The 23,180-nt window shown below is 61.1% G+C and carries 23 protein-coding genes and 1 pseudogene; 8 read left to right on the forward strand and 16 right to left on the reverse strand.

Annotated elements, in window-relative coordinates; genetic code table 11:
- Nucleotides 1–15: 15 nt before the first annotated feature.
- The 7 genes from H097_RS01615 to H097_RS01645 form a co-directional block, all read right to left on the reverse strand.
- Nucleotides 16–750 carry a hypothetical protein gene (locus H097_RS01615; RefSeq protein WP_032856808.1) on the reverse strand — a complete coding sequence of 245 codons (735 nt, stop codon included), beginning with the start codon at nucleotides 748–750 and terminating at the stop codon, nucleotides 16–18.
- A gap of 65 nt (nucleotides 751–815) precedes the next feature.
- On the reverse strand, nucleotides 816–1,559 hold the full coding sequence (locus tag H097_RS01620; protein WP_032856809.1) for a hypothetical protein: 744 nt from the start codon (nucleotides 1,557–1,559) through the stop codon (nucleotides 816–818).
- Nucleotides 1,560–1,614: 55 nt separating this feature from the next.
- Nucleotides 1,615–1,995, reverse strand: coding sequence for a RidA family protein (locus H097_RS01625; protein ID WP_025130815.1), 381 nt, complete (start codon nucleotides 1,993–1,995; stop codon nucleotides 1,615–1,617).
- Nucleotides 1,996–2,033: 38 nt separating this feature from the next.
- Nucleotides 2,034–4,139, reverse strand: a complete 2,106-nt coding sequence (gene spoT / locus H097_RS01630) for a bifunctional GTP diphosphokinase/guanosine-3',5'-bis pyrophosphate 3'-pyrophosphohydrolase (protein ID WP_032856810.1) — start codon at nucleotides 4,137–4,139, stop codon at nucleotides 2,034–2,036.
- 60 nt (nucleotides 4,140–4,199) lie between these two features.
- Nucleotides 4,200–4,463 carry a DNA-directed RNA polymerase subunit omega gene (gene rpoZ, locus H097_RS01635; RefSeq protein ID WP_032856811.1) on the reverse strand — a complete coding sequence of 88 codons (264 nt, stop codon included), beginning with the start codon at nucleotides 4,461–4,463 and terminating at the stop codon, nucleotides 4,200–4,202.
- 167 nt (nucleotides 4,464–4,630) lie between these two features.
- Nucleotides 4,631–5,251, reverse strand: coding sequence for a guanylate kinase (gene gmk, locus H097_RS01640; RefSeq protein ID WP_032856812.1), 621 nt, complete (start codon nucleotides 5,249–5,251; stop codon nucleotides 4,631–4,633).
- Between the two features lie 10 nt (nucleotides 5,252–5,261).
- Nucleotides 5,262–6,125 (reverse strand): YicC/YloC family endoribonuclease, encoded by an 864-nt coding sequence (locus H097_RS01645; protein WP_032856813.1) that lies wholly within the window; start codon nucleotides 6,123–6,125, stop codon nucleotides 5,262–5,264.
- A gap of 232 nt (nucleotides 6,126–6,357) precedes the next feature.
- Between H097_RS01645 and rph the strand changes: the two genes are divergently transcribed.
- Together rph and H097_RS01655 are read left to right on the forward strand one after the other, a co-directional pair.
- A complete protein-coding gene (gene rph, locus H097_RS01650) occupies nucleotides 6,358–7,080 on the forward strand; it encodes a ribonuclease PH (protein ID WP_029289820.1) in 723 nt (240 codons plus the stop codon).
- Nucleotides 7,081–7,103: 23 nt separating this feature from the next.
- Nucleotides 7,104–7,472, forward strand: a complete 369-nt coding sequence (locus H097_RS01655) for a DUF4870 domain-containing protein (RefSeq protein WP_029289818.1) — start codon at nucleotides 7,104–7,106, stop codon at nucleotides 7,470–7,472.
- Between the two features lie 58 nt (nucleotides 7,473–7,530).
- Here the strand turns inward: H097_RS01655 and H097_RS01660 are convergent, their stop codons facing one another.
- Nucleotides 7,531–8,310: an exodeoxyribonuclease III gene (locus H097_RS01660; protein WP_029289816.1), complete on the reverse strand. Its 780-nt coding sequence runs from the start codon at nucleotides 8,308–8,310 to the stop codon at nucleotides 7,531–7,533.
- 82 nt (nucleotides 8,311–8,392) lie between these two features.
- On the opposite strand from H097_RS01660, the gene pyrE reads away from it, so the two are divergent.
- Nucleotides 8,393–9,037 carry an orotate phosphoribosyltransferase gene (pyrE, locus tag H097_RS01665; RefSeq protein WP_021492595.1) on the forward strand — a complete coding sequence of 215 codons (645 nt, stop codon included), beginning with the start codon at nucleotides 8,393–8,395 and terminating at the stop codon, nucleotides 9,035–9,037.
- Nucleotides 9,038–9,117: 80 nt separating this feature from the next.
- On the opposite strand, the gene argB is transcribed toward pyrE, so the two are convergent.
- From argB to coaBC, 4 genes and pseudogenes are all read right to left on the reverse strand, one after another.
- Nucleotides 9,118–10,023 (reverse strand): acetylglutamate kinase, encoded by a 906-nt coding sequence (argB, locus tag H097_RS01670; protein WP_029289812.1) that lies wholly within the window; start codon nucleotides 10,021–10,023, stop codon nucleotides 9,118–9,120.
- A 21-nt stretch (nucleotides 10,024–10,044) separates the two neighbouring features.
- A pseudogene (locus H097_RS01675) lies at nucleotides 10,045–11,451 on the reverse strand (phosphomannomutase/phosphoglucomutase); the annotation flags it as partial.
- 148 nt (nucleotides 11,452–11,599) lie between these two features.
- Nucleotides 11,600–12,055: a dUTP diphosphatase gene (gene dut / locus H097_RS01680; protein WP_029289808.1), complete on the reverse strand. Its 456-nt coding sequence runs from the start codon at nucleotides 12,053–12,055 to the stop codon at nucleotides 11,600–11,602.
- 5 nt (nucleotides 12,056–12,060) lie between these two features.
- Complete coding sequence (gene coaBC, locus H097_RS01685) at nucleotides 12,061–13,269, reverse strand: bifunctional phosphopantothenoylcysteine decarboxylase/phosphopantothenate--cysteine ligase CoaBC (RefSeq protein ID WP_029289805.1); 1,209 nt, start codon at nucleotides 13,267–13,269, stop codon at nucleotides 12,061–12,063.
- Nucleotides 13,270–13,400: 131 nt separating this feature from the next.
- Between coaBC and radC the strand changes: the two genes are divergently transcribed.
- The gene (gene radC, locus H097_RS01690) at nucleotides 13,401–14,075 is read left to right on the forward strand and encodes a DNA repair protein RadC (RefSeq protein ID WP_032856818.1); all 675 of its coding nucleotides are present in this window, start codon (nucleotides 13,401–13,403) and stop codon (nucleotides 14,073–14,075) included.
- A gap of 47 nt (nucleotides 14,076–14,122) precedes the next feature.
- Here the strand turns inward: radC and H097_RS01695 are convergent, their stop codons facing one another.
- Complete coding sequence (locus H097_RS01695; RefSeq protein WP_032856819.1) at nucleotides 14,123–15,715, reverse strand: ABC transporter substrate-binding protein; 1,593 nt, start codon at nucleotides 15,713–15,715, stop codon at nucleotides 14,123–14,125.
- Between the two features lie 458 nt (nucleotides 15,716–16,173).
- Here H097_RS01695 and rpmB point away from each other — a divergent pair, with 458 nt between their 5' ends.
- Together rpmB and rpmG are read left to right on the forward strand one after the other, a co-directional pair.
- On the forward strand, nucleotides 16,174–16,407 hold the full coding sequence (rpmB, locus tag H097_RS01700) for a 50S ribosomal protein L28 (RefSeq protein ID WP_007920377.1): 234 nt from the start codon (nucleotides 16,174–16,176) through the stop codon (nucleotides 16,405–16,407).
- An 11-nt stretch (nucleotides 16,408–16,418) separates the two neighbouring features.
- Entirely contained in the window at nucleotides 16,419–16,574 is a 156-nt protein-coding gene (rpmG, locus tag H097_RS01705) for a 50S ribosomal protein L33 (RefSeq protein WP_003176906.1), read from the forward strand.
- Nucleotides 16,575–16,654: 80 nt separating this feature from the next.
- Here the strand turns inward: rpmG and H097_RS01710 are convergent, their stop codons facing one another.
- Complete coding sequence (locus H097_RS01710) at nucleotides 16,655–17,017, reverse strand: cupin domain-containing protein (protein WP_032856821.1); 363 nt, start codon at nucleotides 17,015–17,017, stop codon at nucleotides 16,655–16,657.
- Nucleotides 17,018–17,245: 228 nt separating this feature from the next.
- Here H097_RS01710 and H097_RS01715 point away from each other — a divergent pair, with 228 nt between their 5' ends.
- A complete protein-coding gene (locus H097_RS01715) occupies nucleotides 17,246–18,739 on the forward strand; it encodes an aldehyde dehydrogenase (RefSeq protein WP_032856822.1) in 1,494 nt (497 codons plus the stop codon).
- A 163-nt stretch (nucleotides 18,740–18,902) separates the two neighbouring features.
- Nucleotides 18,903–20,045 (forward strand): MFS transporter, encoded by a 1,143-nt coding sequence (locus H097_RS01720; protein WP_032856823.1) that lies wholly within the window; start codon nucleotides 18,903–18,905, stop codon nucleotides 20,043–20,045.
- A 22-nt stretch (nucleotides 20,046–20,067) separates the two neighbouring features.
- Here H097_RS01720 and H097_RS01725 read toward each other — a convergent pair whose 3' ends face one another.
- Both H097_RS01725 and H097_RS01730 read right to left on the reverse strand, forming a co-directional pair.
- Nucleotides 20,068–21,636, reverse strand: a complete 1,569-nt coding sequence (locus H097_RS01725; protein ID WP_032856824.1) for a phospholipase D family protein — start codon at nucleotides 21,634–21,636, stop codon at nucleotides 20,068–20,070.
- Between the two features lie 62 nt (nucleotides 21,637–21,698).
- Nucleotides 21,699–23,132, reverse strand: a complete 1,434-nt coding sequence (locus H097_RS01730) for a PLP-dependent aminotransferase family protein (protein ID WP_032856825.1) — start codon at nucleotides 23,130–23,132, stop codon at nucleotides 21,699–21,701.
- Nucleotides 23,133–23,180: the final 48 nt, after the last annotated feature.

The raw sequence follows: 23,180 nt of genomic DNA on the forward strand, positions 1-23,180 counted from the left end.
GTTCCCACATTTAGGTTACTGTTTTTCCAGCAACCACTGGCGTGGCCCGGGGCTCAACTGAGGGACTTCGTCTGGCCGGGAATGATTGATCGCCTGGACAATTTCCAGCGTGTTGCCGTAGCGTACGAAAATCCAGCTGTCTCCCACATCGCCTTTGCCCAGGTACAGGGTGTCATTGCCGGCGCCCTGAGTGGCGCAATCCCCGCCCAGGCATAGCTCGTAGCGGTCACTCTTCCCCAGTCCCGATAGGTTGCCATCCGCGTTGAACACTACGGTGCCGCCGGCGCCCTGCCCTTCAAGGATTTTCCATTGGCCACCCATATAGGCTGAGTTCAGCGCCTGCCGGAATGTGTTCCCCCATTGCGTACCCTCTGCGGCGGGTGGGTAGGGACGCTGGAACACTTGGCCGGGAAGATCCTTGCGAGGCAGTTGGAGTAGTTGCTGACCCTTTAATTGCAGTTCGTCACTGCCATAGCCGTTGTGGTCGACGGTCCATACGCCGGGTGCTTTTGGCAGGAGTTGGCCTTCATCAACCTCAAAGGCACTGCTGGCATTCGCCCTAGCGGTGCGGGTATCGATATCCCACTCCAGGTTCCGGCCATTGGCGCTCAGGGTCTTGAGTAACGGCCGGCCCTGCGCGGCGGCATCGATGGCGGCCTGGTTGATCCAGATCCCACTGATGTCAGCGGGTTGCGGCGCTTGGGTGCAGCCGCCCAGCAAGGCCAGGCCAATGAGGAGTGGTTTGAACATGGGGTCGTCCGAGACAAGGGAGTGTAACTAACGAAAAAGGAGCCCGTAGGCTCCTTTGTTCTGTATCACTGTTTTTCCAGCAACCACTGGCGTGGCCCAGGGGTGAACGAAGGCACTTCGTCGGCCTGGGACGTATTGATCGCCTGGAAAATCTCCAGTTGCTTGTCATTGCGGCTGAAGATCCACGGGTTGCCCTGGCCGCCTTGTTGCAGCCAGATGCTGTCGTAGCCACCGCTCATGGACGCGCAATCGCCTGCCAGGCACAGCGAATACTGGTCAGCGCCCGGCAGGCCGGTCACTTGGCCGTTGGCCTGGAACTGCACGGTCGCGCCGCTGCCGCTGCCGCTGGTGATTTTCCAGCTACCGCCCATATAAGCCGAGTACAGCGCGCGCTCGAAGTTGGCGCCCAGGGGTGCGCCTTCGGGGGCAGGGTCCTTGGGGCGATCAAAGAGCTGTTCGGGCTCGTTGTCGTTGGCCACTTGCAGCAATTGCTTGCCATCACGCTTGAGTTCGGTGGTGGAGCTGCCGTAGAAGTCGACGTTCCAGGTGCCTGACTTTTCACCCTCCAGCTTGCCTTCAGGCCGTTCGAAGCCATTGAAGTAGCGCGCCTGGTAGGCCCGGGTATTGACCTCCCATTCGAGGTTCGGGCCGTAGGCTTGCAGGGCTTCACGCAAAGGGCCGCCCTTGGACGCCGCATCGATGGCGACCTGGTTGATCCAGGTACCGCTCACATCCCGGTCGGCTGGATTGCTGGCGCAGCCGCCAAGGAGTAGGGCGAGCAGCGTGGAGGCAACGAGCGCTTTGCGCATTACGAAATCCTTTTAAAACGAAGTCGGCGCAACCTATTGGGTTGCGCCGAATGTATTACTCGATGACCAGAATCGCGTCCATCTCAACCTGCGAACCCTTGGGCAGGGCGGCAACGCCAATGGCGGCGCGGGCTGGGTAGGGTTGTTCGAAGTACTTGCCCATGATCTCGTTGACCTTGGCGAAGTGGCTCAGGTCGGTGAGGAAAATGTTCAGCTTGACGATGTCCTTGAACGAACCGCCCGCTGCTTCGGCTACCGACTTGAGGTTTTCGAAGACTTGTACGGTCTGGGCTTCGAAGCCTTCAACCAGCTCCATGGTCTTTGGGTCCAGTGGGATCTGGCCGGACATGTAGACGGTGTTGCCCGCCTTGATCGCCTGGGAATAAGTACCGATGGCGGCAGGTGCCTTGTCGCTGGTGATAACAGTCTTGGTCATGAATGACTCCTTGTAATGTCCGGGCTATAGGGGAGGCGTTATGCGCGCATGCGAGTGATGCGGATAACCCCGGTCAGGGCACGCAGTTTCTTGATCACGCGGGCCAGGTGTACGCGGTCGTGCACGCTGACCACCAGTTGGACCACGCTGATGCGACCATCGCGTTCGTCCATGCTGATTTTTTCGATATTGCCATCGGCCGCGTTGACGCTGCTGGCCAGCAAGGCGATCAGCCCGCGCTGGTGCTCCAGCTCGACCCGCAGCTCGACGTTGAATTCGCCGGTGACATCCTTGGCCCATGACAGCTGGATGCATTTTTCCGGGTTGTGGCGGATTTCACTGATATTGCGGCAGTTGTCCAGGTGCACCACCATGCCTTTGCCGGCGGACAGGTGCCCGACAATCGGGTCGCCCGGGATCGGCGTGCAGCACTTGGCGTAGCTGAGGACCAGGCCCTCGGTGCCGCGAATGGCCAGCGGGCCTTCGGGGCTCGGTAGTTGCTCGCCTTCGCCCAGCAGGCGGCGGGCGACGACGTAGGCCATGCGATTGCCCAGGCCGATATCTTCGAGCAGGTCTTCGATGGTTTCCTGGCGGTACTCGTGGAGGATCGCCTGTACGCGCTCGGCGGGGATCTTCTCCAGGGAGCTGTCGAAACCGTTGAGTACCTTGTTCAGCAGGCGCTCGCCCAGGCTGATGGACTCGGAGCGGCGTTGCAGCTTCAGCGCATGGCGAATATGGGTACGTGCCTTGCCGGTGACCACGAAGTTGAGCCACGCCGGATTCGGCCGGGCCCCTGGCGCGCTGACGATCTCCACGGTGGAGCCGCTTTGCAGCGGTTCCGACAGCGGGGCCAGGCGACGATTGATCCGGCATGCGATGCAGCTGTTGCCGACGTCGGTGTGGACCGCGTAGGCAAAGTCGACCGCCGTGGAGCCCTTGGGCAGCTCCATGATCCGGCCTTTGGGCGTGAACACGTAGACCTCGTCCGGGAACAGGTCGATCTTCACGCTTTCGATGAATTCCAGGGAGTTGCCAGCGCGTTGCTGCATTTCCAACACGCCCTTGACCCACTGGCGGGCGCGGGCATGGGTGCCTTTGGGCTGCTCGTCGCCGCTGGATTTGTACAGCCAATGGGCGGCGATGCCGTTGTTGGCCATCTCTTCCATTTCCCGGGTGCGGATCTGGATCTCGATCGGCACCCCATGCATACCGAACAGCGTGGTATGCAGCGACTGGTAGCCGTTGGCCTTGGGAATGGCGATGTAGTCCTTGAAGCGCCCCGGCAGGGGTTTGTACAAATTATGTACAGCGCCCAGCACGCGGTAACAGGTATCGACCTTGTCGACGATGATCCGGAACGCATACACGTCCATGATCTCGTTGAAGGCCCGGCGCTTGCCGCGCATCTTCTTGTAGATGCCGTAGATATGCTTCTGCCGCCCGCTGACTTCGCCTTCAATCTCGTCGATTGCCAGGCAGTGGCTCAGGGACTCTTCGATCTTGTTGACGATTTCCTTGCGATTGCCCCGGGCGCGCTTGACCGCCTGGTAGATGCGCGCCGAGCGCATCGGGTGCATCGCCTTGAAGCCAAGGTCTTCGAATTCGATACGAATGGCATGCATGCCCAGCCGGTTGGCGATGGGCGCGTAGATTTCCAGGGTTTCCTTGGCGATGCGCCGGCGTTTTTCACCGGACAGCACTTCCAGCGTGCGCATGTTGTGCAGCCGGTCGGCCAGCTTGACCAGGATCACCCGGATATCCCGGGCCATGGCCATGGCCATCTTCTGGAAGTTTTCCGCCTGGGCCTCGGCCTTGGTCTCGAAGTTCATCTGGGTCAGCTTGCTGACCCCGTCGACCAGGTCGGCCACGGTTTCGCCAAATTGCGCACTGAGCGCTTCCTTGGCAATGCCGGTGTCTTCGATCACGTCATGCAGCATCGCGGCCATCAGGCTTTGATGGTCCATGTGCATGTCGGCAAGAATATTGGCCACCGCAAGAGGATGGGTGACGTACGCCTCGCCGCTGCGGCGGCGTTGGCCGTCGTGGGCTTGCTCGGCGTAGAAATACGCTCGGCGGACCAGGTTGACCTGGTCGGTACCGAGGTAGGTCGATAAGCGATCGGCGAGGGCGTCTATGCTCGGCAAAGTATTAACTCCTGCCGTAGGCTGTGACCCCGCGCCGTGCTACGTCGACCAGGCATAGGCTTAGACGGCCTCGTTGGACTCGTCCTCGAACGCTGCAAACAGCGGTTCGTCTTCAACGATTTCAGCGCTGGCGATGTAGTCATAGCTCATCACGCCGGCAGCGATTTCGCGCAGGGCCATAACGGTAGGCTTGTCATTTTCCCAATTGAGCAACGGCTCTTTGCCGCCAGTGGCCAATTGACGGGCACGCTTGGTAGAGAGCATGACCAGCTCAAAGCGGTTATCCACGTGTTCTAGGCAGTCTTCAACGGTTACGCGGGCCATGGTATTCCTCGGAGCGAATGCAAGATGCGCGCTGCCCGGTTGGGCGAGCGGACTCAACAGTTTAAAAAATCACCAGCGTTTAGGGAAGCGCTGATTTTGCGCAGGCCCCGGCAAACACGCTACAAGTGCCAATGTAAGGCCCTTGCAGCGGTTTTGGGAAGAGCCATTCAACCGAGCAGTTCGGCCAGCAATTTGCCAAAACGCTGCTGTTGGCGTTTTTGCTGGAGCTGATTGGCGCGGAAAATCGCCTTCAGGTCATCCAGGGCGTGGGCAAAATCGTCGTTGATGATCAGGTAGTCGTAGTCGACATAGTGGCTCATTTCGCTGACGGCTTCGCGCATGCGCCCGTCGATGATCTCGTCACTGTCCTGGCCGCGATTGGTCAGGCGCTGGTGCAAGGCCTCCAGGGACGGCGGCAGAATGAAGATCGAACGCGCCTTGGGCATCAATTGGCGCACCTGTTCGGCGCCCTGCCAGTCGATTTCCAGGATCAGGTCGTGGCCTTCGTCCAGGGTCTGCTGCAAATGGCTCTGGGACGTGCCATAGAGATTGCCGAACACTTCGGCACGCTCCAGGAAGTCGCCATGTTCGATCATCTTCACGAACTCGCTGCGCTCGACGAAGTGATAGTTCACGCCGTTCACCTCACCGGGACGCATGGCGCGAGTGGTGTGGGAGACCGACACGCGGATCTCCGGGTTGGCGTCAGTCAGGGCCTTGACCAGGCTGCTTTTGCCCGCGCCCGAGGGGGCGGAAATGATGTACAGGGTGCCGGTGCTGTGGGTCATGGGAGTTGCCTTACTCAATATTCTGTACTTGTTCGCGCATTTGCTCGATCAACACTTTGAGGTTGACCGCAGCCTGGGTACTACGCGGATCGAAGGCTTTGGAGCCCAGTGTATTGGCTTCGCGGTTGAGTTCCTGCATCAGGAAGTCCAGGCGCCGACCAGCGGCACCTGCCGACTTGAGCACGCGGCGCACTTCCAGGATGTGGGTGCTCAGGCGGTCGAGTTCTTCGGCGACGTCGCTTTTTTGCGCGAGCAGGACCATTTCCTGTTCCAAGCGTACCGGGTCGAGGTCGGCCTTCATGTCGGTGAAGCGGTCGAGCACCTTCTGGCGCTGGGTGGCCAGCATTTGCGGCACCAGTTCGCGCAGGGTCACGACGTCTTCTTCGATGGCCGTCAGGCGCTCATTGATCAGGCGGGCCAGTTCGGCGCCTTCGCGCTCACGGCCGGCCTTGAGCTCCTTGAGGCCCTGGTTGAACAGGGTCAGGGCTTCGGCGTTCAGCGCCTGCGGGTCAGTGGCGTCGGCCACCAGTACGCCGGGCCAGGCCAGGACTTCCAGGGGGTTCAGGGCCGCTGGCTGCTTGATCAGGCTGGCAATGGTTTCGGCGGCGGCGACCAACTGTGCAGCGCGCTCGCGGTCAACCTGCAGTGGCTTGCCGGTGGTTTCTTCGGTAAAGCGCAGGGTGCATTCCAGCTTGCCGCGCGAGATGCCGGCGCGCAGGGCTTCGCGCACTGCGCCTTCAAGGTCGCGAAAGGACTCGGGCAGGCGCAGGTGCGGCTCCAGGTAGCGGCTGTTGACCGAGCGCAATTCCCAGCTCAAGGTGCCCTGGACGCCGGCTTTTTCGACGCGGGCGAAGGCGGTCATGCTATGCACCATGGAGGTACCTCGCGATACAGTCCCGCAAACGGGCGGGCTGATAGGTAGATTGAAGCCAAGTGGCTGCGAAGGCGCAGGATTGTAGCGCAACGGGGCGAGCGCCCCCAAATGCTGGCTGTGACAAAGGGTGCCAGGGGTGTCTATTCGTAACCGAATTTATTAGCAGTGCCGAGAAGTGGCCTGCGGCTCTATAATGCTCGGCAGTTTTTCGTCCTCAGTACAGGTATCCCCTATGAAACGTCCAAGTGGTCGCGCTGCCGATCAGCTCCGCTCGATCCGCATCACCCGCAACTACACCAAACACGCCGAGGGATCTGTACTGGTCGAGTTTGGCGATACCAAGGTCATCTGCACCGTCAGCGTTGAAAATGGCGTGCCACGTTTCCTCAAGGGCCAGGGCCAGGGTTGGTTGACCGCCGAATACGGCATGTTGCCGCGCGCCACCGGCGAGCGTAACCAGCGTGAAGCCAGCCGTGGCAAGCAAGGCGGCCGCACCCTGGAGATCCAGCGCCTGATCGGCCGCTCCCTGCGCGCGGCGCTGGACATGTCTAAACTGGGCGACGTGACCCTGTACGTCGACTGCGACGTGATCCAGGCCGACGGCGGCACTCGCACCGCATCCATTACTGGCGCCATGGTGGCCCTGGTTGATGCGTTGAAAGTAATCAAGAAGCGCGGCGGCCTGAAAGGCGGCGACCCGCTCAAGCAGATGATTGCCGCCGTTTCGGTGGGCATGTATCAGGGCGAGCCGGTGCTGGACCTGGACTACCTGGAGGACTCGGCGGCCGAGACCGACCTGAACGTGGTCATGACCAGCACCGGTGGTTTCATCGAAGTGCAGGGCACCGCCGAAGGCGCGCCGTTCCAGCCGGCAGACCTGAACGCCATGCTGGCCCTGGCCCAGAAAGGCATGAGCGAAATCTTCGAACTACAGACCGCCGCACTGGCTGACTGAAACCAGCCTCAAGGAGCAACGCCATGAGTGACAACCAGCTTCCTGTGCCAGCCCAGACCAAGGAAGTGCGCCAGTGGGCCATGCTCTGTCATTTCGCGGCGTTCCTCGGCCTGGTGTTTCCGTTTGGCAGCGTGCTGGGGCCGTTGATCCTGTGGCAAGTGAAAAAGGACATGGACCCGCTGATCGATGATCAGGGCAAGGAAGCGCTGAACTTCCAGCTGACCGTGGCCATTGCCTGGCTGGTCTGCTTTGTCCTGGGTTTTGTGATCATTGGTTTCCTGATGATGGCGGTGCTGGTGATTGCCGCGTTGGTGCTGACCATCATTGGGGGTATCAAGGCCAATAAAGGCATTGCCTACCGCTACCCGTGCACATGGCGATTGATCAAATAATGATCGCCCACAAAAAAACCGACAGCGATGTCGGTTTTTTTGTACCTGGATATTGACCTCAGATGGTCAAGGTCCAGTCGTAATCCACGATCAACGGCGCATGTTGCGAGAAGCGCGGTTGACGCGGCAGGCGTGCGCTGCGGACAAACCGGCGCAGGCCGGGGGTCAGCAGTTGGTAGTCAAAACGCCAGCCCAGATTGAGCATCTCGGCCTGTTCGTTGTCCGGCCACCAGCTGTACTGGTCACCTTCGCGGCTGACTTCACGCAGGGCATCTACATAACCCATGTTGCCGACAATCTCGTCCATCCAGGCCCGTTCCGGCGCCAGGAAACCCGGGGATTGCTGGCTGTCGCGCCAGTTCTTGATATCCAGCTTCTGTTGCGCCACATACAACGAGCCACAATAAATGTACTCGCGGCGTTTGCGTCGCTGTTTATCCAGATAACGGGCGAAATCGTCCATTAGCTTGAACTTCTGGTTCAAGTCTTCATCGCCGTTCATCCCCGAAGGGAGCAGCAAGGTAGCAATACTGACTTTGTCGAAATCGGCTTGCAGGTAGCGCCCGTAGCGATCGGCTGTCTCGAAGCCGAGGCCGCTGATGACCGCCTTGGGTTGCAACCGTGAGTACAGAGCCACGCCACCTTGGGCAGGGACTTCGGCATCACAGGCATAAAGGAAGTAGCCATCCAGTTGGAAGGCTGGGTCGTCCAGTTCAAAGGCGGAGGCGCGGGTGTCCTGCAGGCAGATGACGTCGGCATTCTGGGCTTGCAGCCAACTGAGCAAACCACGCTCGACTGCAGCCTGAATACCATTAACGTTCACACTGATGATCCGCATAAATGGCCCCAAAAATCGCGTGCGTGTATGATACACGCCGTCTACCTATTTAGCTAAATCCGTGGTATCTGAGGCTTTTTTCATGCAGGCGTATCAACGCGATTTCATTCGTTTTGCCATCGATCGCGGGGTTTTGCGCTTCGGTGAGTTCACCCTCAAGTCCGGGCGCACCAGCCCATACTTCTTTAATGCCGGCCTGTTCAACTCGGGTTCTGCCCTGGCGCAACTGGGGCGTTTCTACGCGGCCGCCATCGTTGAAAGCGGCATTTCCTTCGACGTGCTGTTTGGCCCAGCCTACAAAGGCATTCCGTTGGCTGCTGCGACCGCAGTGGCCCTGGCTGAACATCACGGCAGGGATCTGCCGTGGTGCTTCAACCGCAAGGAAGCCAAGGCCCATGGCGAAGGCGGCAGCCTGGTCGGCGCACCGTTGACCGGTGACGTGCTGATCATCGATGACGTGATCACCGCCGGCACCGCGATCCGCGAAGTGATGCAGATCATTGCGTCCCAGGATGGCGCCAAGGCCGCTGGCGTATTGATCGCGCTGAACCGCCAGGAGCGTGGCAACGGTGAGTTGTCGGCGATCCAGGAAGTGGAGCGTGACTTCGGGATCCCGGTGGTGAGCATTGTCTCGCTGAACCAGGTGTTGCAGTTCCTCGAAGACGATCCACAGCTCAAGCAGCACCTGCCGGCTGTTCGTGCATACCGCGAGCAATTCGGCGTCTGACACCGCTCCCACATTTGGATCGCGTGCAAACAAAAGGCCCCGCTCAATTTGATTGAGCGGGGCCTTGTGTTTTCTGGTGCTTAAGGACGCTTGCGATTGCTGATCAGCGTGCCCATGCCGGTATCGGTGAAGATCTCCAGCAACACTGCGTTCGGCACCCGGCCATCGATGATCAACGAGCTGCCAACACCACCTTGCACCGCCTCCAGTGCGCAGCGGATCTTCGGCAGCATGCCGCCGTAGATGGTGCCGTCGGCGATCAAATCGTCGACCTGCTGGGTGGTCAGGCCGGTCAGGACCTTGCCTTCCTTGTCCATCAGGCCGGCGATGTTGGTCAGCAACATCAGCTTCTCGGCCTTCAGGGCCTCGGCAACTTTGCCGGCGACCAGGTCGGCGTTGATGTTGTAGGACTCACCGTTGGCACCCACGCCGATCGGCGCAATCACCGGAATGAAGTCGCCCTTGACCAGCAGGTTCAGCAAGTCGGTGTTGATGCCGATCACTTCGCCTACCTGGCCGATGTCGATGATTTCCGGCTGGGTCATCTCAGGGGTCTTGCGGGTCACGGTAAGTTTCTTCGCGCGGATCAGTTCGGCGTCCTTGCCGGTCAGGCCGATAGCGCTGCCGCCGTGGCGGTTGATCAGGTTGACGATGTCTTTGTTCACCTGGCCGCCGAGGACCATCTCCACCACGTCCATGGTCTGTGCATCGGTGACGCGCATGCCGTCGATGAAATGACTCTCGATGGACAAGCGCTTGAGCAGGTCACCGATCTGCGGCCCGCCGCCGTGCACCACCACCGGGTTGATCCCGACGGCTTTCATCAACACGATGTCGCGGGCAAAGCCGGTTTTCAGCTCGTCGCTTTCCATGGCATTGCCGCCGTACTTGATCACCAGCGTCTTGCCGACGTAGCGTCGAATGTAAGGAAGCGCTTCGGAAAGGACCTTGGCGGTGTTGGCGGCGGCTTCGCGTTCGAGGGTCATTCAGGGCTCCGGGGCAAATAATCAGAACGGTAGTTGGAGATCAGGGGCAACACGTTTCAACTGGGCGTGGAACACGTCCTTGATGCGCTGCAACTCGGCCTCGGTATCCGCCTCGAAACGCAGGACCAGCACCGGCGTGGTGTTGGACGCGCGAACCAGGCCCCAGCCTTCGGCATAATCGACTCGCACACCATCAATGGTGGTCAGGTTGGCGCCTTCACCCCATTGCGCATCGTGCAGTGCGTCAATGATGCTGAATTTGCTCTCTTCGGTCACATGGATATTGATTTCCGGCGTGGAAATATCGTTCGGGAAGGTCTCGAACAGATCTTCGGCGCTGGATTTCTCCTTGCTGAGGATCTCCAGCAGGCGCGCGGCACTGTAGATGCCGTCGTCAAAACCGAACCAGCGCTCCTTGAAGAACACGTGGCCGCTCATTTCGCCGGCCAGTAGGGCGCCGGTTTCCTTCATTTTCTTTTTGATCAACGAGTGACCGGTCTTCCACATCAGCGGACGGCCACCGTATTCCTTGATCAGCGGTGTCAGGCGACGGGTGCACTTCACGTCAAAAATAATCTCGGCGCCTGGGTTGCGCGCCACCACGTCGCGGGCGAACAGCATCAGCAGGCGGTCGGGGAACACGATGCTGCCGGTGTTGGTCACCACGCCCACGCGGTCGCCGTCGCCATCGAAGGCCAGGCCGAGATCGGCGCTCACTTCTTCGACCTTGGCGATCAGATCCACCAGGTTTTCAGGTTTGCCCGGGTCCGGGTGATGGTTGGGGAAGTGGCCGTCGACGTCGCAGAACAGCGGGATCACTTCGCAGTTCAGGGCTTCGAGCAATTGCGGAGCTATCACGCCGGCTGCGCCGTTGCCGCAGTCCACCACGACCTTCAGGCGACGCTCAAGCTTGACGTCACGGGTGATTTCATCCGAATACCGCTGGAGGATATCGACCTGGGTGATGCTGCCTTTGCCGCTGGTCAGGTCGTTGGTTTTCAGGCGCGTGTGCAGGGCCTGGATCTGTTCGTTGGCCAGGGTGTCGCCGGCGATCACGATCTTGAAGCCGTTGTAGTCCGACGGGTTGTGGCTGCCGGTGAGCATGACGCCCGACTTGCCGGCCAGCACGTTGGCGGCGTAGTACAGCGCCGGGGTCGGCACCAGGCCGACGTCGCTGACATGGCAGCCGCTGTCGGCCAGGCCCTGGATCAGGCGCTCCACCAGCTCGGGGCCGGACAGGCGGCCATCACGGCCTACCGAGACGTTGGGCTCGCCCTGGGCCAGGCTCTGGGAGCCGATGGCGCGGCCGATCCAGTAGGCGGTTTCGGCGGTCAGGGTTTTCGGCACGACGCCACGGATGTCGTAGGCGCGGAAAATGCTGTCGGGAAACGTCGGTGCGACTGGGGCTGCGTTGCTCATCACTGGGGAAACTCCATCGATACGGTACGGACAGGCCTGAATGTGGCGACCGGCAGGCTCAAACTGAAGGGTAAGACGGCGTTTTTGCCCTAGAGTTCGTGGTGCGAAAATGCCATCGGGGCATGTCGGACGCAGAGCCCGGCATGCCTGAGCGTAGTCAGTGGCTGCCGGAATGCCCGAAACCGCCCGCGCCACGCTGGGTTTCGTCGAACTCGGTCACCAGCTCGAAATGCGCTTGCACCACCGGCACCAGGACCAGTTGAGCGATGCGCTCGCCGACGGCGATGTTGAAAGCGGTCTGGCCACGGTTCCAGCACGAGACCATCAATTCGCCCTGGTAGTCGGAGTCGATCAGGCCCACGAGGTTGCCCAGCACGATCCCGTGTTTGTGACCCAGGCCGGAGCGCGGCAGGATCAGCGCTGCCAGGCCGGGATCGCCGACGTAGATCGACAGGCCGGTGGGGATCAGCAGGGTCTGGCCCGGCTCAAGGACGGTGTCCTGCTTGAGCATGGCGCGCAGGTCCAGGCCGGCGGAGCCCGGTGTGGCGTAGGCCGGCAGTGGGAATTCGCTGCCGATGCGGGGGTCGAGGATCTTGGCTTGCAAAGCGTGCATGGAAATTAAACCTGGTTCAGCCGTTGGGCGATAAAAGAGATCAGTTGGCGGGCAATCTTGCCCTTGCTGGTCTGGGCGAAAAGGGTGGCGTGCAGTTCGCGGTCAATCACGCTGCAAGCGTTTTCCTCGCTGTTGAAGCCGATGCTCGGGTTGGCGACATCATTGGCAACGATCAGGTCGAGGTTTTTGTCTTTGAGTTTGCGTGCGGCGTAGTCCAGCAGGTTTTCGGTCTCGGCGGCGAAACCGACGCTGAACGGACGATCCGCGCGGGTGGCGATGGTGGCCAAAATGTCCGGGTTGCGCACCATTTGCAGGAGCAGGCCGTCGCCGCTTGTAGGGTCTTTCTTGAGTTTTTGCGGCGCAACCACTTCCGGGCGGTAGTCTGCGACCGCTGCCGAAGCGATAAACACATCGCAGGGAATCGCTGCCTCACAGGCCGCAAGCATGTCGCGGGCGCTGACTACGTCGATGCGGGTGACCCGGTCTGGGGTTGGCAGATGCACTGGGCCTGTGATCAGGGTCACGCGCGCGCCTGCCTCAACCGCCGCTTCAGCCAGGGCAAAGCCCATTTTCCCTGAGCTATGGTTGGTGATGTAGCGCACCGGGTCGATGTTTTCCTGGGTCGGGCCGGCGGTAATCAGCACGTGCTTGCCGGTCAGGGCCAGGTGCTGGAAGCACTCGGCGGCGCACAGCGCCAGGTCGGTGGCTTCGAGCATGCGGCCCAGGCCGACGTCGCCACAGGCCTGGCTGCCGGAGGCCGGGCCGAAGACCTTGAGGCCACGGCTTTGCAGCAGTTGGGTGTTGGCCTGGGTCGCCGGGTCGCGCCACATGGCCTGGTTCATCGCGGGAGCGATGGCGACAGTGGCGTCGGTGGCCAGTACCAGTGTGGTCAGCAGATCGTCGGCAATGCCTTGGGCGAGGCGGGCGATCAGGTCGGCAGTGGCGGGTGCGATCAGCACCAGGTCGGCCCATTTGGCCAGCTCGATATGACCCATGGCAGCTTCGGCGGCCGGGTCCAGCAAATCCAGGTGAACCGGGTGGCCGGACAGGGCCTGCATGGTCAGCGGGGTGATGAACTCACTGCCGCCACGGGTCATGACCACGCGCACTTCGGCGCCCTGGTCCAGGAGCCTGCGAACCAACTCTGCGCTCTTGTAGGCGGCAATGCCGCCGCCGACGCCGAGAACGATGCGTTTCCGATACAGACGCTGCATTGGTTTGCCTTTCCAGTTCAGTGATGGCGTTGCGATCCCCCCTCCCCAGGTGAAATCGCGCGCAAAAAAGAGCGGCTAAGATAACACAGCGCCCGCCATGCAACAGCGGCGCACATGCACACGGAGGTGCCATGAGTATTCGCAACTGGCCTGTGGCGGAGCGGCCACGGGAGAAGCTTTTGGAGTTGGGGGCGGCGAGTCTCTCGGATGCCGAGCTGCTGGCGATTTTCCTGCGTACCGGCGTCTCGGGTAAAAGCGCCGTGGACCTGGCGCGCCATCTGTTGGCGCAATTTGGCAGCCTGCGTGCGCTGCTGGAGGCCAGGCAGAGCGTATTCATCCAGCATCTGGGCCTGGGGCCGGCGAAGTTTGCCCAACTGCAGGCTGTGCTGGAAATGGGTCGGCGCCATCTGGCCGAGCATGTGCGTAATGAGTCGGTGCTGGAAAGCCCGGTGGCGGTGCGTGATTACCTCAAGGCCCTGCTGCGTCATGAGCCCCACGAGATATTTGGTTGCCTGTTTCTCGACTCAAGGCATCGGGTGCTGGGCTTCGAAGCATTGTTCCAGGGCACCATCGACAGCGCTACGGTCTACCCGCGACAAGTGGTCAAGCGCGCCCTGGACTACAACGCTGCGGCATTGATCCTGTGTCACAACCATCCATCCGGGAGCACCGAGCCGAGCATTGCTGATCGAAAATTGACCAAAGTGCTGCAAAAGGCCCTGGATCTGGTGGATGTGCGGGTACTGGATCACATTATTGTCGGCGATGGTGACCCGCTGTCGATGGCCGAATATGGATGGATATAACGCAATCCCTTGTAGGAGCCGGCAAGCCGGCTCCTACAAGGGGCGGGTCAGGGTTTGACGCTGACTTTGGAGAAGTCCTGCCGCCCAAACGGGCTGACCTGGTACCCCTCGACATTCTTGCGTGTCAGGGCAAAGGCCGTCGGGTGAGCCAGTGGCAACCATAGCGCCTGCTGTTGGATCTGCGCCTGCGCCTGTTGGTACAGCTTGCTGCGCACGCCTTGCTCGTTGGTGGTCTTGCCAGCGCTGATCAGCTTGTCCAGAGCCGGGTCGCAGTAACGGGCGAAGTTGGTGCCGGATTTGACCGCCGCGCAGGAAAACTGCGGGGTCAGGAAGTTGTCCGGGTCGCCATTGTCGCCGGCCCAGCCCATGAACAGCAGGTCGTGCTCACCGGCCTTGGCGCGGCGGATCAGCTCGCCCCATTCGATCACGCGGATCTCTGCCTGGATGCCGATCTTGGCCAGGTCGGCCTGCAATAGCTGGGCGCCCAGGCTCGGGTTGGGATTGAGCAGGCTGCCAGATGGCCGGGTCCAGATAGTGGTCTTGAAACCGTCCTTGAGCCCGGCGCGATCCAGCAGCCCCTTGGCCTTGGCGATGTCCTGTGGATACCCCGGCAGCTCCTTGGCAAAACCCCAGGTATTGGGCGGGTAAGGCCCATTGGCAGCTTCGGCGGTGCCTTCAAACACAGCCTTGAGGTAGCTGGCCTTGTCGAAGGCCAGGTTGATTGCCTGGCGCACTTCGGGTTTGTCCAGTGGCGGGTGCTGGCTGTTGATGGCGACAAAGGCCGTCATGAAGGCGGCAGTTTTTTCCACCTTGAGCGCTGCATCCTTTTGCGCCTCACCGATATCCAGGGGCTTGGGCGACAAGGCAATCTGGCATTCATCCCGGCGCAGCTTCTGCAAGCGCACATTGGCGTCCGGGGTGATGGCAAAGATCAAGTTATCCACAGCCGGTTTGCCGGCAAAGTAATCCGGGTTGGCCTTGTAGCGAATGGCCGCATCTTTCTGGAAGCGCCCGAACACGAACGGCCCGGTGCCGATGGGTTGGCTATTGAGCTTTTCCGGGGTGCCGGCCTTGAGCAGCTTGCCTGCGTATTCGGCCGGGTAGATCGAGGCAAAGCCCATGCTCAGCGCGGCAAGGAACGTGGAGTCGGCGTGATCCAGGGTAAAACGCACGGTCAGCGGGTCCAGGGCGTCGATCTTTTTGATCAGCGCTGGCAGTTGCAACGACTGGGCATGGGGGAAGCCGCTCTGGGCGATCTTGTGCCAGGGGTTGGCCGGGTCGAGCATGCGCTCGAAGCTGAAACGCACGTCTTCGGCGGTCAGGCTGCGGCTCGGGCTGAAGTACGCGGTGCGGTGGAATTTGACGTCCGGGTGCAATTTAAAGGTGTAGGTCAGGCCGTCCGGCGAGACTTCCCAGCTATCGGCCAGGCTCGGCACCAGCTTGCCGCTCGCGGCGTCGAAGTCCACCAGGCGGTTCATCAGCACATCCGCCGAGGCGTTGGTGGTGGTCAGCGAGTTGTATTGCACCACATCGAACCCTTCGGGGCTGGCCTCGGTGCAGACGCTCAGCGTAGAGGCTGCCTGGGCCAGCGGGGCGAGGAAGAGCGGGGCGAGCAATAAGGGTAGGGCAGCGAGACGCATGGTCGGTTTCCTGTGCAGATCGAAGGCCCATCTGCGAGTGCAGTCTGGAAAAGTCCTACCGTAGTAGGCTGATTGGCAAATGACTAGCCCATATTTACCTGTGCAGGGGCCGTAAATGCTGTTTTGATGGCACTGCAGATCATTTTGCCCGGCGCCCTGGCGTACACGTAGCAGCGATAAAACATTCGGTGCGACGAGCGGTTCAATTGTACAGCGGCCCACCCTGGCAGCGCTTGAGACCTATTCAGGCGAGATTTACAGCGGGAAAAACACACCGGCTGTTGTTGCACTGGGGTCTTTCTGGTATAAAGCAGCGCTCTTTTCTAGGGGCCCGGTTCCTTCACTGTAGGTGTAGCCGGTAAGACCCTTAAAGAAACGCGGCGCCTGGCGCCAAATGACTGAGAGATTAAGCGGCCAACCCATGCCGGGTTGGGCATGTGGTTTTAGAGGGCTGAGGCATGTCGAGAGTCTGTCAAGTTACCGGTAAGGGTCCGGTGACTGGGAATAACATTTCCCACGCAAACAACAAAACCCGTCGTCGTTTCCTGCCAAACCTGCAGCATCACCGCTTCTGGGTTGAAGAAGAGAAACGTTTTGTCCGTCTGCGCGTATCTGCCAAAGGCATGCGCATCATCGACAAGCGTGGCATCACTGTCGTGCTCGCTGAACTGCGCCGCGACGGCAAAATCTAAGGAGCTATATCATGCGTGAATTGATTCGAATGATCTCTAGCGCCGGTACTGGTCACTTCTACACTACCGACAAGAACAAGCGTACTACCCCGGACAAGCTCGAAAAGAAAATGTTCGACCCGCGCGTTCGCAAGCACGTGATCTACAAAGAAGGCAAAATCAAGTAATTGGTTTTCTTTCTTGTGAAAAAAACCCGTATCTCACGATGCGGGTTTTTTTTGCCTTGGAAAAAGTCGCGCGCGACCGATCAGGCTTTTTCTTCGAATATCACGTAGATCTTGCGGCATGACTCCAGCACTTCCCAGGTGCCACTGAAGCCGGCCGGGATGACGAAGCGATCGCCGGCGCGCAAGGTCTTGGCGTTGCCGTCGGCATCGCGCAGCACCGAAACCCCCTGCACGATCTCGCAATACTCGTGTTCGGTGTAGTTGACCTTCCATTGCCCGGCTTCACCTTCCCAGACCCCGGCGTTCATCTGGCCGCACGGGCTGTTGTAGTGGTTGTAGACCGTTTGCTCGGGATCGCCCTTGAGGATTTTTTCTGCGGCGGGGCGGTAGCGTTCGGCGGCGGTGTTCGCCTGGCTGAAATCGACGATATCCTGAATGTTCATGCACGTATCCCGTCTAGGCCTGGGGTTGGAGAGCCAAAGTCTATGTTTATTAAAATGAACATCGCAAGGGCGTTTGCTGCCGTTATGTCAAATATATTGAAACATCCCTTGTGGCTGGTTTAGGGTGGCGGGTGCCTCGGACCGAATAGCTGGCTGGCCGGGCAAGCATTTGGAAGGGAACTGGTGATAACGCCGGGCCCTTATATTTAATAAGAGGAGGACACTCGCATGACCACCCTGACCCGTGCCGACTGGGAACAACGCGCCAAGGACCTGAAGATTGAAGGCCGCGCGTACATCAATGGCGAATACACCGCCGCCGTTTCCGGCGACACGTTCGAATGCCTCAGCCCGGTCGATGGCCGCCTGCTGACCACGGTTGCCAGCTGTGACGTCGCCGACGCCCAGCGCGCCGTGGAAAACGCCCGTGCCACCTTCAACTCCGGCGCCTGGTCACGCCTGGCCCCGGCCAAGCGCAAAGCCACCATGATCCGTTTCGCCGCGCTGCTCAAGGCCAATGCCGAAGAGCTGGCCCTGCTTGAAACCTTGGACATGGGCAAGCCAATCGGTGACTCCCTGGGCATCGATATTCCAGGCGCAGCGCAAGCCCTGAGCTGGAGCGGCGAGGCCATCGACAAGATTTACGACGAAGTCGCTGCCACTCCCCATGACCAACTGGGCCTGGTGACCCGCGAGCCCGTCGGCGTGGTGGCGGCCATCGTGCCGTGGAACTTCCCGCTGATGATGGCCTGCTGGAAACTGGGGCCGGCGCTTTCCACCGGTAATTCGGTCGTCCTCAAGCCGTCGGAAAAATCGCCGCTGACCGCCATCCGCATCGCTGCCCTGGCCGTTGAAGCCGGTATCCCCAAAGGCGTGCTCAACGTGCTGCCGGGCTACGGCCACACCGTGGGCAAGGCCCTGGCGCTGCATATGGACGTGGACACCTTGGTGTTCACCGGTTCCACCAAGATCGCCAAGCAACTGATGATCTACTCCGGCGAGTCGAACATGAAGCGCGTCTGGCTGGAAGCGGGCGGCAAGAGCCCGAACATCGTGTTTGCCGATGCTCCGGACCTGCAGGCCGCTGCCGAATCCGCCGCTGGCGCCATCGCCTTCAACCAGGGCGAAGTTTGCACCGCCGGCTCGCGCCTGCTGGTGGAGCGTTCGATCAAGGACAAATTCCTGCCGATGGTGATCGAGGCCCTCAAGGGCTGGAAGCCGGGCAACCCGCTGGACCCGGCCACTAACGTCGGTGCGCTGGTGGATACCCAGCAGATGAACACCGTGCTGTCGTACATCGAAGCCGGGCACGCCGATGGCGCCAAACTGGTGGCCGGTGGCAAGCGTACCCTGCAGGAGACCGGCGGTACCTACGTCGAGCCGACGATTTTCGACGGCGTGACCAACGCCATGAAGATTGCCCAGGAAGAGATCTTTGGCCCGGTCCTGTCGGTGATTACCTTCGACAGCGCTGAAGAAGCCGTAGCCATCGCCAACGACACGCCTTATGGCCTGGCCGCTGCGGTATGGACCTCGGATATCTCCAAGGCACACCTGACCGCCAAGGCCCTGCGTGCCGGCAGCGTGTGGATCAACCAGTACGATGGCGGTGACATGACCGCGCCGTTTGGCGGGTTCAAGCAGTCGGGTAACGGTCGCGACAAGTCGCTGCACGCGTTCGATAAATACACCGAACTGAAGGCGACCTGGATCAAGCTGTAAGCAACCTAGCTGATCCCTTGTAGGAGCGAGCTTGCTCGCGAAAAACGTCAACGATAACGCGTTCTGTCTGGTTGAACGCGGTGTCCTTGAGTTCTTCGCGAGCAAGCTCGCTCCTACAGTTCGTTTTACCGTCCATAAATGAGTTATCCACAGGAGCGTGGCAATGCGTTGGGCGACTTACTTCGCCGTCCTGGCTTCGGTGCTCAGCGTCGGCCTTGCCCTGGGCGTCAGCATGCCGCTGGTGTCCCTGCGCCTGGAAAGCTGGGGCTATGGCAACTTTGCCATCGGCATCATGGCGGCCATGCCGGCGTTCGGCGTGTTGCTGGGCGCCAAGGTGTCCAGTCGCCTGGCTTCCTGGCTGGGCACGGCAAACCTGATGCGCCTGTGCCTGTGGGCCGGGGCGATTTCCATCGGTTTGCTGGCGGTATTGCCCAGCTACCCGGTGTGGCTGGTGCTGCGGTTGATGATCGGGGTGATCCTGACCATTGTGTTTATCCTCGGCGAAAGCTGGATCAACCAACTGGTGGTGGAACAGTGGCGTGGCCGGCTGGTGGCGCTGTATGGCTGTACCTACGCCTTGAGCCAGCTGTCGGGGCCGTTGTTGCTCGGCGTGCTGGGTACCGATCATGACTATGGCTTTTGGGTTGGCGTCGCTCTGTTGATCGTTGCGCCATTCCTGCTGCTGGGGCGTAGCGGGGCACCGACGGCGGAGGCCTTCAGCGTGACCTTTGGCGATTTATGGGGATTTTGCCGGGGCTTGCCGGCGATTGCCTGGGCGGTGGCGTTGTTTGCCGCGTTCGAGGCGATGATTCTGACACTGCTGCCGGTGTATTGCCTGCAGCAGGGTTTCACTGCCGAGGTGGCACTGGCGATGGTCAGCACCGTGGTTGTAGGCGATGCGCTGCTGCAATTGCCGATTGGTGCGTTGGCCGATTACCTGCCCAGGCGCACCCTGTTCCTGGGGTGTGCGGTGCTGTTGCTGGTGTCGAGCCTGGCGATTGCGCCGTTGCTCGATACCTGGCTGATCTGGCCGATCTGGGTACTGTTTGGTGCCAGCGCCGGCGGCTTGTTCACCTTGTCGTTGATTCTGATCGGCGAGCGCTACCGTGACGATGCGCTGGTGCGGGCCAATGCCCATATTGCGCAGTTGTGGGGCATTGGCTGCCTGATCGGGCCGCTGGTGGCGGGCGCCGGTAGCCAGTGGATCAGCGGGCATGCGTTGCCGCTGTTGATGGCGGCGGGGGCGTTGGGGCTGGTGATTTTGTTGCTGCGCCAAGGAGCGTTTGGCGCCGAGCAACCAGCCTAGGCAAGCCTGCTCCTACAGGGATTCAGAGCATGCGTTCCAAGCCCACCGTGGTGGCGAACCAGGCATTGAACCGGCGCCACCAACTGCCTGGTTCGCGGGTCAGGGTGTGCAGTTGGCCGTTATCTTCCGTCACCCAGACCACTTGGCCACCCTGCAGCTTGGCCTCATAACTCAAGGCCGGTGCCATCCCTTGCAGGGCCAGCTTGCGCACATGCTCGGCCAGCTCCGGGCTGTCCACCAATACCCCGACTTCGGTGTTCCACAGCACCGACCGCGGGTCGGAATTGAACGAGCCGATAAACGATTTTTGTCGATCAAAGATCATTGCCTTGCTGTGTAGGCTGGAGTCCGAGCCATACAGCGAACGGCTGCCCAGCAGGTGCGGGCCACTGCCACCGCCGCCGTCTCCAGGTTGGCGGCGCAGCTCGTAGAGTTTCACCCCGTGTTCCAGCAGCGCCTTGCGATAGGGGGCGTAGCCGCCGTGTACCGCCGGTACGTCGGTGGCTTCCAGGGAGTTGGTCAAAAGGCTCACCGCAACCCCCGCGTCCGCGCGACTGGTCAGGTACACCAGGCCCGGTTGGCCAGGGACGAAGTAGGCCGAGATCATCATCAGTTCGTGGCGCACACCTTCCAGCTCGGGCGCCAGTTGAGTGGTGAGCAGCAAGCGTGGATCAGGATCGGCCTTGGCCAGGACCTTGCTCGGCGCGTCCCACAGCGCCTGGTTCCAGGCCCAGATCAGTTCCCGGCGCCAGATCTCCATGCGTGGTTGGGTCTTGTAGGTCCGCAGGCGGTTATACAGGGCATGGTTTTGCTGGCGCGACTCGGCCAGGGACGTCTCCAGCAGCCCGCGCGCCGTGGCCAGGTCGCGGGAGGACGGGGCGCTGGAGATAAAGTCGGCGATAGGCTTGCTCAGCGCACTGTTCCAGTACTGATCAAAGCTGTGGCCCAGCTGTTCGGCCACCGGCCCCACGCTGAGCATGTCGATGTCGGTGAAGTTCAGGTTGGGCTCGGCATCGAAATACTCATCTCCCAGGTTGCGCCCGCCGACAATCGCCACGCTGTTATCCGCCAGCCACAGCTTGTTGTGCATGCGCCGGTGTTGCAGCGACAGGTTGAACAACCGGCCCATGGCGCGCGTCGCCCCGGTGCTGCGGCCCAGGTGCAATGGGTTGAACAGGCGAATCTGGATCTGCGGGTGCGCGGCCAGGGTGGCGATGATTTGGTCCAGGCCGTCGCTGGTGGTGTCGTCCAGCAGGATGCGCACCCGCACGCCACGGTCGGCCGCCGTGAGCAACTCGTCTACCAGCATGCGCGTGCTGATGCCGTCATGGACGATGTAGTACTGCAAGTCGAGGCTGGTCTGGGCATTGCGGATCAGTTCGGCGCGGGCCATGAACGCTTCGCTGCTGTTGGGCAGCAGGCGAAACCCGGAGCGGCCCTTGTAGGGCGCGGCCTGGGCCTGGATCGAGCGGCCGAAGGCGGACTGCGTCGCCGGCAGCGCCTCGCTGGGCACGCGGGGTACGTCCAGGGTGGCGCAACCGCCCAGGCCCAGGAACCCGAGCAGGAAAAACGCTAACAGCCTTTGGCTCATCAAGGAGACAGGTTCCGAATCAGGGCGGTGGTGGGTATATGACGGTGATTGATGGCAAAAGGTCAGTCCACCCGTGGCTCGGCTTCGGCCAGCATCTTGATCGCTGTTGCCCCGACCTTGCGCACCGCCTCTTCAACCTGGGGTGTTGGCTTGGCAGCGTAGTTCATCCGCAGGCAGTTCCGGTATTTGCCCGAGGCGGAAAAGATGCTGCCTACCGCAATCTGCACCCCTTGTTCGACCAAGGCCCGGTTGAGCTTGAGGGTATCGAACCCGTCGGGCAGTTCCACCCACAGCATAAAGCTGCCCTGGGGCCGGCTGGCCCGGGTGCCGGCGGGGAAATAACGGCTGACCCAATCGAGCATCAGGTCGCGATTGCGTTGGTATTGGGTACGCATCCGCCGCAAATGGGGTTCGAAGTGCCCGTTCTTGAGGAATTCGGCAATGGCGATCTGTGGTTGGGTGGCGGTCGAACCGGTGCTGATGTACTTCATGTGCAGCACCCGTTCCAGATAACGGCCAGGTGCCACCCAGCCGATCCGCAGGCCGGGGGCCAGGGTCTTGGAGAATGAGCTGCAGAGTAGGACACGGCCATCTTCGTCGAAGGATTTGATGGTGCGCGGTCGTGGGTAGCTGTAGGCCAGTTCGCCATACACATCGTCTTCGATAATCGCCACGTCAAAGCGCTGGGCCAGGGTCAGCAATGCCCGCTTGCGCGCCTCGGGCATGATGTAGCCCAGGGGGTTGTTGCAGTTGGGGGTCAGCTGGATAACCTTGATCGGCCATTGCTCCAGGGCCAGTTCCAGGGCTTCGAGGCTGATACCGGTCAGCGGGTCGGTGGGGATTTCCAGGGCTTTCATGCCCAGGCCCTTGAGGGTTTGCATGGCGCCGTGGAAGCTCGGCGAGTCCACGGCGACGATATCGCCGGGCTCGCAAATCGCACGGATGCTGGAGGACAACGCCTCGTGGCAGCCGGTGGTGATCACGATGTCCTGGGCGTCGAGCTGGCAGCCGGAATCCAATGACAGACGGGCTATTTGCTCACGCAATTCCATACAGCCGTAGATGTTGTCGTAGTACAGGCCCGGCAGGTCCTGGCGCCGGCTGACCCGGGCGAGGCTGCGCAGCAAGGGCTTGATGGTCGGTGACAGTACATCCGGCATGCCGCGGCCCAACTGTATGACGTCTTTGCGCGGCACCGCGCGGACCAGCTCCAGTACCTGGTCCCACTGGGAAATTTCCACCGGACGCTGGGCCGGCCGACCCACGGCGGGCAGCGCCGGCAGCTCGCGCCCGACGGGCACGAAGTAGCCGGATTTTGGCTTGGGCGTGGCCAGGCCGTTGTCTTCCAGCAGCCGATAAGCCTGCTGCACGGTGCTCAGGCTGACCCCATGTTCCACGCTCAGGGCACGTACCGAGGGCAGGCGATCGCCGGGGCGATAGAAGCCCTGTTCGATGCGGGTACCCAGCAATTCGGCGAGATTGACGTAGAGGGTCATGGCGGTCGCTCCCGGGGGACCAGTACAGATGAAGGGAAAATACAGGAT

The sequence above is a fragment of the Pseudomonas sp. FH4 genome, assembly GCF_000510915.2.
Lineage (GTDB): Bacteria > Pseudomonadota > Gammaproteobacteria > Pseudomonadales > Pseudomonadaceae > Aquipseudomonas > Aquipseudomonas brenneri.